Origin of the sequence: Wolbachia endosymbiont (group B) of Melanostoma mellinum, assembly GCF_947251465.1 — a bacterium.
Classification (GTDB): domain Bacteria; phylum Pseudomonadota; class Alphaproteobacteria; order Rickettsiales; family Anaplasmataceae; genus Wolbachia.
This window is the reverse complement of the sequence record NZ_OX366366.1, coordinates 601,431-614,409: the sequence shown is the minus strand read 5'-3', so window position 1 is coordinate 614,409 and position 12,979 is coordinate 601,431. Positions and strand designations below refer to the sequence as shown.

The window sequence follows — 12,979 nt, the reverse complement described above, 5'->3', positions numbered from 1 at the left end:
TATCACTTTTTTATAAATTAAGGTTATTTAATTACATACTGGGCAGTTTGAAAGATATAGTTGTCAAGCTATTTCTTTTCACTTTGTATCTTTATACATCGAGCATTATGCTCATGTTTCTCACCAATGGTTTTTGGTATGCTGTAGAATTTAGCTCTTTCAAAAATGCATTTTACCATTTATATCAATATTTAAAATGGTATTATGAAAATAGAGATGATTTGGGTTATGGAGTTTCTATTAGAATATTAGTAGCGTTTCTTACTCCGCATTTTCTCTACAAATTATTTTCTGGCACAGGCTGGAAGTCTTTTTTCAAGGAGAAGATAGTTCAGATACTCAGTACAAGAAGAAAAATGAGTAATAAACCAAATGGCAGTAGTTATGGTTATAGTAATAAGAACAGTTACGGTAACAATAATCTTCAAGAGGCAGAACGGAAAGTTAATATGATAAAGCAGCTATTAATCCAAGATATAGATGAAGCTATAGAAAAAAGATTAAATGATATTTTTCTTGGTGAGAGGGGTAAACCTCATTAAAAGGGCTTTATCTTTTTTAGAATTGGCTGTATTTTATTTTTTATGTATAACGGATCACAGTCAGCCAGTATACATGTTTCAACAAAATCTTGACTGAAGTCTGATAGCCAGGAAATTGCTTTACGTTTCTCTACCAAGCTTTCTGTTTTTTTACAGTTACTTGCTGCATCAATCATTGCCTGTGATATCACTGATTGCCACAGTATGCAGTACCTTTGTATATCATCTAAAGTGCTATTTGCTTCGTGATGGTGAAAAAATTCTTTGAAATTGAAGTTATTTGACATTATGTACCTCTTTAAGTTGAAAATTAGAATTTGAAGTAGTGCGAAAGTTGTCTTGCTGAAGCGAGTAGCCTTTATGACAGTCAGACCGGGTTTTATGTGAGCTATAAATGTTTAAGAAATTATATCTGTTCAGATCTATGTGAAACCAGTGCTTCTTTTCTTGTTATCCGAGCTGGGATCCAGGTTGACAAAACCGCTTTACAACGTTTTGTGTACAAAAACCAGTGTTGCATGACACTATTTGTTCTTATACCCTTTTTGTCTATCTTATTTTGTCACTCTGCTGAACAGATAATTTTCGCCAATAAGCTTTCTACTGAATTTTTGTTATTGAGCTCGCACAGATCAAAGACAAGTTTTGAGTCAAAAATACCCTTAATATTATAATAAGGGGCTGGTAAAATGTGTCTAGTAAGTTTTCTGTATCCGTTCAGAGGTGTGGCAAGGATAAAAAACAATTGACATAATATATTAAAGTAGTAATAACACAAAATGTTGATAGTAAAGTAAGGCTAGATGCTTCAATTGTTGATCAGTATTGTAGAGTTATGTAAAAACTTAGAGCAGAAAGTAGCAAAGCTTGAAGAAAAAAATAAAATCTTAGAAATAGAGAATGCTGAACTAAGAGAGAGACTCGGCTTAAACTCAAGGAATTCATCTTTACCAAGTTCAAAAGAGCTGTACAAAATAAAAAAAGACACACCAGAAGATAAGTCAGAGGGCGGCAGGAAGATAGGTGGTCAAGTTGGACATAAGGGGAATTGCCGAGCTAAAATGGAAGCAGATGAGGTGGTGAAGGTAGAGTTACCAAATAGATGCGAGTGTGGTGAAGAAATCGCAATATCGGAAAAACCATATGTCTATCAAAAAGTTGATTTACCAGAAATTAAGCCTTACGTAGTTGAGTATCAATTAGAACATGGTCGCTGTCGTAAATGCGGAAAAAGAAGGAGTAGCAAATTACCAGAAGGAGTTACACCGGATACCTTTGGTCCTAGAGTTAAGTCAGTAGTTGCATCACTAAGTGGGTTTTATAAGAATTCAAAGCGAGAAATAGCGAATATTATGAAAGACATCTTTAACATGAGTATAAGTGTTGGTAGTGTGTCCAATAGTGAAGCAAGGGTTTCGTCAAAATGTAAAGAAGCCTATGAACAAATAGAGGAAGAAATAAAAGCAAGCGAAATTTTGCATATTGATGAAACCAGTCACTACAACAAAGGCAAATTGGGATGGTGCTGGATGTTTGCCAACAATAAAGCAAGTCTTATGAAGTTAGCAGATACAAGAGGAATGAAATTTTTAAAGAATAGTGCATTTTGTGATTACAAAAACCTGGTAATTACTGACAGATATGCAGTTTACAACCACTTCAGTGATGAAAAACGACAAATTTGTTGGGCTCACTTATTGAGAAATTTCGAGAGGTTATCTCATAGTTGGAATAGTGAAGTAATGAGACTTGGCCATTGTTTAAAAGACGCAGCTAATGGATTGTTTGTATTAAAAAACGCTTTGTCAGAAAATGAAATTAGTATTTCAAAGTTCACTAAGCAAGCTAAAGAATTACGAAGATACATACAGTACTGCATGATAAAAATATCTTATATACTTGAAGCAAAAGGAGCTTCACGAACGGTAAAGGGTATTATAAAATCCGAGTCAATGATGTGGACATTTTTGGATGACCCAGAGAATATTCCATTAACGAATAACCATGTTGAGCGACAGATACGGCATTATGTTGTCTATCGTAAGAATTCATATTTTGCACAGTCAGAGCGAGGGAATAGATTTCTTGAGCGGATAATTTCGTTGTATCTGACTTGGAAACAAAAGGAATTAAACCCTTTTCAAAACCTGCTAGCTGTTGTTTCTTAAACCACACCTCTGAACGGATACGATCTTTTTCCTGTAAGTACATTATCAACGCATGACCAGTTTTATACACTAAACTGTTTTCTTCACCATTGGCTGAGTATTGTAAATTTAAAATTCCACCTAGATCCAAATTTGCGGCTTCAGTTTTATCAATGCTTGACCCTTGAGCATTGAACTTGTGATCTGAATGATGTTCAAAGTAATCTGCAATTCCCTCCATTAATACTGTAGGTAGAGATTTTCCTCCTGTAGCCAAGTAAGTTAAACCATGTGCAAATTCATGCTGAAGGTTATGAACGCCACCTTGCTGATAGACATACATCTCAGCAAAAATATCAGCTTCTCCTTTGTAGTAACATTTACCACCTTCATCTCCAAGGTAAGAACCAAAACGTTCGCTTCCACCAAGGTAAGTGTAATCAGCCTTATCATCAAACACATAAATTTTGAATGTTTGTTCTGAGCTACCAGGCTCCAGCTTAAATGCATCTTTAAAATTAGTAGCTGTTTCTCTTATCTCACTTTCAATGTGAGCAACTTTACTTGTTCTTAAATCATGAGAATGAACCTCTACTTTGATATTTAAATCTTTAACTTCTATGATATGCTTATTGTTAAAATATTCTTCTTTAGTTATATTTTTATTTACTTGTTGACTGATTGTCATAACTTTAACCTCTAATTTATTAGTCTCCACAATATCAAGCATAAAGCTACTTCCGCTAAGAAAGTGTAAATTCTCATATTGATATAATTTATATCTTAATAAAAAAGTATAGATAGTTAACTCAATATGAAAAATCGAGAATATAGCTAAAATTCCATAGCTGTTAATAAGTAGCGGAATTATAATTAAGAAATTTACTGAGTAGAAAAAAAGGTAAAAAAATCCTTTAGTAGCGAGTTTTATAATGTAAATTGGCGTTGTAATAATGTGCTAACAAGCGCGATTTGGCTGAATGTAGAAAAAATAAAAAAGACATGCAGCCGCTATAATTTTTATGTAATTTGCCAATAAATATCTGAGTTTTTTACTGAATTTTTGTTGTTGAACCTGTGAGGATCAAAAACAAGGATAAGTACTCTTATTGGTATGATAAGGAAAGTGGGAAGGTTTGTCAAGGAGTTTCATTCAGCAAGAAGTCTAAAAGCAAATTGACTTTCATTTCACTGAAGCACTATACTAAGGTTAAGATGGGTAATTAGCTCAGTTGGTAGAGCACTTGCTTGACGTGCAAGGGGTCGCTGGTTCGAGCCCAGTGTTACCCACGTTTTTTTGCTCATAAAAAGATTTTATATGACAGCAGTGCACAATGGCAAACACTCAATAGCAGAGTCCAAGCGCTTAATTTATTCCATAATAATAGTTGCAATAACAATGCTTATGGAGATAGTAGGTGGAGTAATTTCACACTCGCTTGCTCTGTTATCAGATGCAGGGCATATGCTCACTGATCTTTTTGCCTTGATTTTAAGCTGGGTAGCGCACAAATTTTCAGCTAAGAAATCTGATTTACAGAGGTCATATGGGTATCACAGATTGCAGATAATTGCAGCATTTGTTAATGGTTTAACTCTATTTTTCATTGCAGCAGTCATTATCATTGAATCAATAAAGAGATTCATTTGTCCGGTCAATGTTGAATGGAAAGTAATGCTAATAATTGCCACACTTGGCCTGATCTCTAACATTATAGTCTTTTTTATATTACATAGTAAATGCGAAAGTAATATAAACATAAAAAGTGCTGTATTGCATGTTATCGGAGATATTTTAGGTTCTATAGCTGCTATACTTGCATCCATAATTATCATGTTTACCGGATGGCAAATAGTGGACCCTATTTTGTCAGTATTTGTCAGTGTAATAATCTTAAACAGTGGCTATAAAATTCTCAAGAATTCTTGCCATATACTCCTTGAAGGTACACCTGAGAGTGTATCTGCTGAGGAGATAAAAAGTGAGATTGTATCTAAGTTACCTGAAGTGATAGATGTGCATCATATACATGCATGGTCACTATCTGATAATTATTTTATACTTACTATGCATGCCAAGATAAAGCAAAATGGACAACACACTAATATTTTGTATGAGATAAAAAAAATACTATTAAATAGGTTCGAAATTGCGCACTCTACAGTTGAAATTGAATACGATGAGTGCGTAGACAGTAAAATACTTAAGCATTGACATCTATAGGCTATTTGTTATTACTACAATATCATAATATTATAGAGAGTAGGCTATGATAGGTGTTTCCCAAATACAATTTCCTGGAAAGGATTCTTACAGATTAAAGACAGCAAGTTACTTCGCAGCTTTTGTTTCTTTAAGCATTTTAGTTAATCCTGCCAATGTCTTTTTATCTTTTGCCACATTGTTTTTTAGATCTGAAATAAAAACTTTTTACGTTTATAAAGACATAAAAGCTGCAAAGCAGGAAAAAATAAGTAAAAAGGAATATTGGGAAATATTTTTTGAGAAAAATAAAATCAAAATAGCATCTTTCCTTTTATTTTTTGCTTCTGTAACATATCTAACCTTTACAACTACTTTTCTGCTCGTTTCGTTACTTGCAACAATACCACTTGCAATGGTTTTAATTCTATTACAAAGTGAATTAAGGCCAAAGGATTTTAATCCATTTACGTTACTCAAAGCTGCTATTAGTTTCTTTTTAGAAGGCATAAAAGAAAATACTCGCAGTATGACAAATAAGTTTGATGGTACTTATGAGCATTTACTGCCCCATCAATTGAATGACGATATTAGTAATAATATTGGTAAGTTAATACGCAAGTATAATGCAGTAACAGAAGACGCTATTAATAGTAGGGAATTTGAAGAATTTATTGAATATATAAATTACTTACATATGCTTGATGGTCAACCATTTAGTAATGAGAATAAGGGAAAATTAGTAATGTTTTTGCAAGATTTTTGCAAAGGTAATGAGAAACATAGCTCTGGCTTCACTGGTGGACAAATTCTTCTGTTAGTTCTTAGAGCCTGCAATGATGGAGATAGAGAAGCTGTAAAAAATAAAAAAGACGCGTTAATTGCAAATTTACTGGATAGTCAAACTTTCTCTAGAAAAGAACGAATTCCTAACACATGTTTTACTGGTGTTATCTACAGAATGTTAAGTACATTAGAGGGTATTCATTCCGATCCAGAGATTAAATTTACACCACCTAGACAAATGCTCCTTACAGAAGCAGAAAATGAAGCACGTAAGTTTATGTTAGACAGGCTAAAAAATAAGAAGAACAGTAAAGAAATTCTTAGGGCTTGGCATAACGCCCAAAATAATTATGAAGATGATAAAAGTCAAAAAATAGTTGATGATTTTATTGCAGAAGTAAGTATTTCCTTAATGAGAAATTTACTGAGTTTTACTTCTCAATATAGTGAACAAATTGTGCTGACGTTAATGAAAAATATTAACTCTGTAAAGTTAAATAAATTAGAGCACTTTGCGCTGTCTCAGCACATAACAAATAAACTACAGGGGGATGGTTTAGACGATCAACTCGAAAACATCAAAGGAAAAGTCTTTTTGGAGCTTTTAAACCAAAATTTACTTAGAACAGATTTTTTTCTCAAGGACTCATCTTTAACTGAAGCTAAGAGAATAGCTAGCAAAATAATAAAAGAAGAAGTAGAGAAATTTAGGTCAGAAACTGCTGAAAAGGCTAGGAAAGTTAACCCTATAGAAGCTCAAATAGATGCTACATTGCAAAATCTGTCAGCCTTGCCACGAGAAAGGAAGTGTTGCATTGCATATAACAGACTAAATGGACAATATAAAGGTGATGAAAGAGAAATAATGGAGAACATCTTACTAAAAAAATTAGAGATAACGAAAGAAGAAATGAATAAGATGCTAGAAGAGTATGATATACGTAAGCTAAAATTAGCACTTGATGATGCATGTAAAAAAAGTGGAAAAAACATGGAAGAAATAATAAAAGAAGTAGAAGAAGTGGTCTCAAGTCGTCTCTCACATGGAGTATCCGCTAGTAATGTAGTAGAAGGAATGAGACATAGCTCATAAAAACTTACGTTCTCTGCCTTGCAGAAGATTTGCAATATTTTTGTAATGCTTCAAGAAAATTAATATCGCTACAGTGAGTAGTATAAGGAATAACTCCTTTTGAAAAAAGAAAGATGCTATAACAGCTGCTGCATTAGCAGCCAAGGAAGCAAGAGAGGAGTACCGAAAGATAAAAAATACTATTGGCCAGACAAATACAAATGCTAATGCTATAGAAATGTTAAGTGCTACTAAAACTCCCAAAGTTGTTGCAACCCCCTTTCCTCCATTGAACCTTAGCCAAATAGGAAACATATGCCCTAGAACTGCTAAAATTGCAGATACATATATATAAAAATCGTTATTATCACAAAATTGTTGTGCTGTATAAACCCCGACAAATCCTTTCAAAGAGTCTAAAAATAATGCGAGGACAGCAAGTCTCTTATTTCCTGTTCTTGCAACATTTGTAGCACCAATGTTTCCTGAACCTACTTCTCTTAAATTTATACCATTTATTTTTGCAATAATTAAGCTAAACGGTATTGAACCTAATATGTAAGATAATACAAAGACTACAAATATCTCTATCATAGCAGAAATCTAGCTAATTTTGTTATTCCTTAGCCTTTTTAGATAACATTGGACTTCATTGTTAATCTGATTGCTAAACAGTATAAGTGCTGTCATATTGATGAGTGCTAAACAAGAGAATAAAGCCCCACCAATATTAGCAATAGCCATTATATCTTTAGACAAACCTGACAAAAATGCAACTACCACCACCGCTATACGATATATTACTACACTTTTTACACCAAACAAATACAGCCATCCCATTTCACAACAATATACAAATGAAATTACTGAGGAAAACGCAAACAAAGGCGCAGCGATGGTTAAAAGTATAGGAAACCAAGAAGAAACTGTTTCAAATGCTTTTTGGGTGATCAATATTCCCTCGCCAATGCCAGTCTGGTATGCGCCTGTTATTACTATTGTTATTCCTGTCAAACAACAAATTAACATTGTATCAAAGCATGGTTCTATCATAGCAACTAGACCAGTCCTAACCGGCTCCTCATCTTTAGCTACCGCGTGAGTGATTGCAGCAGAACCAACACCTGCTTCACTGGCAAAAATTGCTCTTTGAATTCCAGCAACAAATGCTCCTACTACTCCTCCACCAACAGCATTGAAGTCTATCATACTTGAAAACAATATTTTTAATGTATTGCTAAAATTGTGAATATTGAATGCAATAATCGTGAAACAACTCAAAATATATATGAGTGACATAATAGGCACCAGCGCAGAAGAGACTTTAGCTATTCTCCTGATTCCACCGATAATCACTAGAGCAAGTAATGTAGAAATTATGGAAGAGAGAAACCAAGGATGACCATCTATCCAATTTGAATAGCCAGATAATATTGAAACCATTTGGTTAGTCTGAAATGCTACACTTCCACCAAGACCTGACAATACAAAAAACACTGCATATATTGCAGCTATCACAATACCAAGCTTCTTAAATCCAAATTCCTCTAGTCCATTTCTTATATATTGAAAGGGACCACTGAATAACTGCTCCTGGCCTTCTGTTCTGTGTCTGAATGCTAAAGTTACTTCAGCAAACTTTGCAGACATACCAAAAAAGCCTGTGATCATCATCCAAGGTACCGCTCCTGGCCCTCCCATTGAAATTGCAATTGCAACACCAGCAACAGTTCCAAGACCTACTGTGCTTGATAGCGCGGTTACAAATGCCTGAAAATGCGTAATGTGACCATCATGATGATCTGTGTCATATTTTCCACATAAAATAGCGAACGCATGCTTAAACATCCTTATGTTGAGAAATCTAAAACGTAGTGTTAGAAATATATAACCAAAGGCCAATAAAAGAATTATAAATGGTACGTGAAAGATCTTGAAAAACAACACTTCATTCATGAAGTTGCTTACTCCATTTAATGCAGTGTCATAACTTTTATGAAAAACTGAAGCAGCGTATACATCATTAAATGGTAGGCAAAATAACACTATATAAAGCATTCTATAAATCATGTTTAATACCTTTTGTAATAAGAATCTATTGTATTTAAGACTTCCCTTCTCAGTAGATATATCGCAACAGCATTTGGAATCATAAGGCACATAAACAGGCTATCACCTAAATAAGATATAAATTCTATATTTTTTGACATACAACTGATATACACTGAACCCACTATAAGAATTTGGAACAATATCAGTACTTTTTTGTTACCAAATAAGTATAACAGGGCAACTTCACAGTAGTAATAGTAAGCTATTATTGTGGAAAATGCAAAGGAAAACATTATCAGCGGAAGAGCTAGCTTGCTAAATAAAGGTAAGGCTGTTGAAAATGCTGAGCTAACTAACGTAATATCACCTACGGTATTAGTGATATGCATATCGGTGATAATTATCACAATACCAGTCAAAAATGAGACTAATATTGTGTCTACAAATGGTGCAATCATTGCAACACTTCCAACTTTAACTGGGTCTTGCTCTTTTACAATCGAATGTGCTATAGCTGCTGTTCCAGTACCTGCTTCATTAGCAAACACTGACCTTCTTACCCCTGCTATTAATCCACTCAATACTCCACCTCCTATAGCTGATTTGTTAAAGATATCTTGAAATATTATAGATAGAGCATTCAGTAGATTATTTCCGTTTACACAGATTAAATATATACACATGCCTATATATAACATTATCATGATCGGCCCTAAACCTGTTGCAACTAAAGCAATTCGCTTTATTCCTCCCAGTATTACAATTAATACAAATAGTGAGATAATAACAGATGTGTTGTATTCAAATAAGTTACTTGACAACGCTGCAATTTGATTTGCCTGAAATGGTATGCCGCCTAGAATCATTGCAACAAGCAGCATAACTGCGTAGATAAATGCAAGGAATTTGCCAGTCTTCATAAATCCAATCTTTGCAAGTCCATGTTCCATATAATAAAAAGCCCCACCAGTTGTGTTTTCAGAGCGATGAGTAAATGCAAGCACTACTTCAGCAAATTTTATTGACATGCCAAGTACTCCGGTAATTATCATCCAAAAAACTGCACTTGGCCCCCCTATTGTAATAGCTATTGCAACTCCTGATATTGTTCCAAGACCAACTGTTCCTGAAATTACCGTTGCAAATGCCTGAATGTGGGTGATTATGCCGTTATTATTATGGCTCTCTAGGTTGAATAGTGTTTGTATCCCATATTTGAACAACCTAAAGTTAATGAATTTGAATCGAATCGTACAAAAAACCCCAGTTGCAATTACCCAAATAATTATAAATGGTATGTTGAATATCTTTATATATAAAAAAGAGTTTAATAGATCAGTTGCTTTTACAATCATGCTGCTCACTACTTTTATATAGCTAATGAGTTTTATATGTGTAGTATATATAAAGTCCAGTGCTTATTGGAATAGTAAGTATATACAATGCACCTAAAATTGGTAGTGTTATCCAGGGCTTGCTTATAAACAGTATGATCAATATTCCAAAAAACGACACAAATATATAGGATAGGCTTCTAGGAACATAAATGTACTTTGCAGAGAAAGTTGGAATATGACTTATCGAAAAAAATGAAATGGCCAAAAAGTAACAAGCTGTATTCTTTACGTTAAAAAATTGCTCTATAAGAAGTAAGTATTCACTCTCATGAGATTGAAAGGTAATAATTATTGGTAACAGAGCAAGTAAAGCGCATACAGGAGCTGGAACGCCGGAAAAGAAAAATTTTTTCCAGTATAATTGTTCTGAATGTAACGAAACATTGAATCTGGCAAGTCTTATTGATATGCAGATTACATATATCATTACTAAAATCCATCCTACAACTTTAATTTCATTTAACTTCCAAAAATATAAAAGAAAAGCAGGTGCTGAACCAAAATTTAGAAAATCTGCAAAAGAATCGAGTTGTGCTCCAAAATCGCTAGTTGATTTTAAAATTCTGGCTATCCTGCCGTCCATTCCATCTATTATTGCTGCAATGATAATAAAAATTGCTGAAAATTCCCATTGTTCATTAAATGTGAATTTAAGTGAAGTAAGGCCAGCACATAAACCCAGTAAAGTTATAAAATTTGGAAATAACTTGGTAATAGGTAAGGATTTACTGTTACTTTCATCATTATTCATATAACATCAAAAGTAAGCTTCTCTTGTTTATTTAAATCTGCTATAACTGTCTCACCACCAATAACAGTTTGGCCTTCTGAGACTCCTACCTCTATTCCAGCAGGGATATAAATATTTACTCTGCTACCAAATCTTATAATTCCAAATCTTTCACCTGCTTTTACGCTCTGAGATGTCCTCAAATTACAAACAATGCGGCGTGCAATAAATCCAGCTATTTGTTCCACAATGATTTCTTTTTCCTTTTCATACTCAATCACAATAATCTGCTTTTCATTTTCATTACTGGATCTATTACTCATTGCAGAAACAAACTTGCCTTTTTTATAGTTCATTTCCTTTATCGTACCAGATATTGGTATACGATTCACATGGACATTCAAAACGCTTAGAAATATGCTGACAAGTGTAAATTTCTTTTCTTCTTCATTTTCTTCTGATAAAGAGTAACTAACTTCTTCTATCTTTGAAATCACACCATCAGCGGGGCTTAATATAAAATCCTTATTGCTTGGTACAGCTCTTGCTGGATCACGAAAAAAATAGGTACATAATAACGTTGGAAATAAGCAAGTAATTCCAGCTCCCCAAGATATAGAGAATGCTATACATGTTACGATAAAGGAAACAACTATAAATAAATAACCTTCTCTGTTTATGTTAGGCAAACCAAAGCACATAACTTATTCTCAATAATTCATTATTAACAATTTATCATTTATAATTTCTCATGAAAAGCTTTTTTTTACTGTTTCACTTTTCGAATTATTATATAAACATTTGCTTATAAAATCGCTGATAGATGTAAATTTTTTAATAAAAATTGAAGTTTTTTAACTATTATTAATATAATTTTAATAAAAACTTAATAATAATCCTTAATAATCTATGAATTAATATGTTCGCAATTTCGTATGACAGGGGAAATAGAAAAAGATGAATCTCCTTCTTTATACGTTGCAATTAAGGCAGGTGATATTGAAGCTACAGAGCTACTAATAAAGTCTGGTGCAAATGTCAATGATAATTATGAACGTAATCGTACGCCACTGCATGTTGCTATCGGGTATAAGCAGTTTGAAATAGCGAAATTGCTGATAAATAACGGAGCAAACGTTAACGCAAAAACTGGAAATCATGGTAAAGACGACTTAACACCAATGCACCTTGCAATTTTTGCAAACACGCCAGAGTTTATAGAATTGCTAGCTAGCAATGGTGCGTCAATTGATGAAAGAGAAAGCACTGAAGGACATACACCTTTTCACCTTGCTGCTTTATATGGAAATAAAAGTGTAATGCAAGCCTTGGTTGATAAGGGACAGAATATTGAAGATATTGATAATAATGGGCGTACAGCTTTATTTTTAGCTATTAGGCAATGCACTGAAGCAGAGGATGATAGCAGAATAGAAGTTATCGAGTATGTGATAAATAAACTCAAAGCAGACATAACGAAAAAAGATAATAATAACAACACAATACTTTTTCCTGCTGCTAATAATTGTCCTGGAAAAGTAGTGGAACTCATCATTAAACAATATATAGAAAGCTTTGGTAGAGATCAGTTGAAGGATTTTATCAACCACAAAAATAAAGATGGAATAGATGCTTTGGATATTGCACTCAATAGTGGAAATGAAAAGGCCATTGAAGTACTTAGCTCATATGGAGCAGATATCGAGAATAAAGTAACTCACAAGATTACTGCAAAAAAACCAAATAGTACCTTAGATGGAGCAGAAAGTGTAGAAGTGATATCCCCAATCAAGCAAAAATAAAAGCAGCTCTAAATTTCTTGCTTTCTTTACATTCTTTCTATAGCATGATATATTAATGTTAGAACAGGGTATGTTTGCAGGTCAAAATAATAATCAACAGCAGAATAGAAATAGAGTACAGGCTTTAATAGAAAGAGTGCGAAATGCTTACAACAACACTAATAAAATTAAAAGATTCATTAATATAGTTTTATTAGTAAGTATGATTCCTTCATTTTTTCTTCTTGTACAGCTCTCTTTGTATTTAT

The 12,979-nt window shown here is 33.4% G+C and carries 11 protein-coding genes and 1 tRNA gene; 6 read left to right on the top strand and 6 right to left on the bottom strand.

The window, feature by feature from the left end; all coding sequences use genetic code 11:
- The first annotated feature begins 113 nt into the window (after nt 1-113).
- Complete coding sequence (locus OPR42_RS02745; RefSeq protein WP_265041730.1) at nt 114-542, top strand: hypothetical protein; 429 nt, start codon at nt 114-116, stop codon at nt 540-542.
- On the opposite strand, the gene OPR42_RS02740 is transcribed toward OPR42_RS02745, so the two are convergent.
- Nucleotides 539-829 (bottom strand): hypothetical protein, encoded by a 291-nt coding sequence (locus tag OPR42_RS02740; RefSeq protein WP_265041729.1) that lies wholly within the window; start codon nt 827-829, stop codon nt 539-541. The genes OPR42_RS02745 and OPR42_RS02740 overlap by 4 nt on opposite strands.
- 528 nt (nt 830-1,357) lie before the next feature.
- On the opposite strand from OPR42_RS02740, the gene tnpC reads away from it, so the two are divergent.
- The 4 genes from tnpC to OPR42_RS02720 all read left to right on the top strand — a co-directional run bounded on the left by tnpC (nt 1,358) and on the right by OPR42_RS02720 (nt 6,771).
- Nucleotides 1,358-2,710: an IS66 family transposase gene (gene tnpC / locus OPR42_RS02735; RefSeq protein ID WP_264330462.1), complete on the top strand. Its 1,353-nt coding sequence runs from the start codon at nt 1,358-1,360 to the stop codon at nt 2,708-2,710.
- Nucleotides 2,711-3,906: 1,196 nt separating this feature from the next.
- Nucleotides 3,907-3,979: transfer RNA gene (locus OPR42_RS02730), tRNA-Val, on the top strand.
- A gap of 28 nt (nt 3,980-4,007) precedes the next feature.
- A complete protein-coding gene (locus OPR42_RS02725) occupies nt 4,008-4,904 on the top strand; it encodes a cation diffusion facilitator family transporter (protein ID WP_265041727.1) in 897 nt (298 codons plus the stop codon).
- 55 nt (nt 4,905-4,959) lie between these two features.
- Complete coding sequence (locus tag OPR42_RS02720; RefSeq protein WP_265041726.1) at nt 4,960-6,771, top strand: hypothetical protein; 1,812 nt, start codon at nt 4,960-4,962, stop codon at nt 6,769-6,771.
- Here OPR42_RS02720 and plsY read toward each other — a convergent pair.
- The 5 genes from plsY to OPR42_RS02695 are packed head-to-tail and all read right to left on the bottom strand — an operon-like array spanning nt 6,766 to nt 11,630.
- A complete protein-coding gene (gene plsY / locus OPR42_RS02715) occupies nt 6,766-7,344 on the bottom strand; it encodes a glycerol-3-phosphate 1-O-acyltransferase PlsY (RefSeq protein ID WP_406848676.1) in 579 nt (192 codons plus the stop codon). The two genes, OPR42_RS02720 and plsY, sit on opposite strands and share 6 nt — an antisense overlap.
- Before the next feature lie 9 nt (nt 7,345-7,353).
- On the bottom strand, nt 7,354-8,820 hold the full coding sequence (locus OPR42_RS02710) for an alanine/glycine:cation symporter family protein (protein ID WP_320157548.1): 1,467 nt from the start codon (nt 8,818-8,820) through the stop codon (nt 7,354-7,356).
- Between the two features lie 2 nt (nt 8,821-8,822).
- Nucleotides 8,823-10,157, bottom strand: coding sequence for an alanine/glycine:cation symporter family protein (locus tag OPR42_RS02705; RefSeq protein ID WP_265041723.1), 1,335 nt, complete (start codon nt 10,155-10,157; stop codon nt 8,823-8,825).
- Between the two features lie 22 nt (nt 10,158-10,179).
- Entirely contained in the window at nt 10,180-10,950 is a 771-nt protein-coding gene (locus tag OPR42_RS02700) for a CDP-alcohol phosphatidyltransferase family protein (protein WP_064086015.1), read from the bottom strand.
- A complete protein-coding gene (locus tag OPR42_RS02695) occupies nt 10,947-11,630 on the bottom strand; it encodes a phosphatidylserine decarboxylase (RefSeq protein WP_265041722.1) in 684 nt (227 codons plus the stop codon). Before OPR42_RS02695 ends, OPR42_RS02700 begins: the two co-directional genes overlap by 4 nt.
- A 234-nt stretch (nt 11,631-11,864) precedes the next feature.
- Here OPR42_RS02695 and OPR42_RS02690 point away from each other — a divergent pair, with 234 nt between their 5' ends.
- Nucleotides 11,865-12,731 carry an ankyrin repeat domain-containing protein gene (locus OPR42_RS02690; protein WP_265041720.1) on the top strand — a complete coding sequence of 289 codons (867 nt, stop codon included), beginning with the start codon at nt 11,865-11,867 and terminating at the stop codon, nt 12,729-12,731.
- The last annotated feature ends 248 nt before the right edge of the window (nt 12,732-12,979 follow it).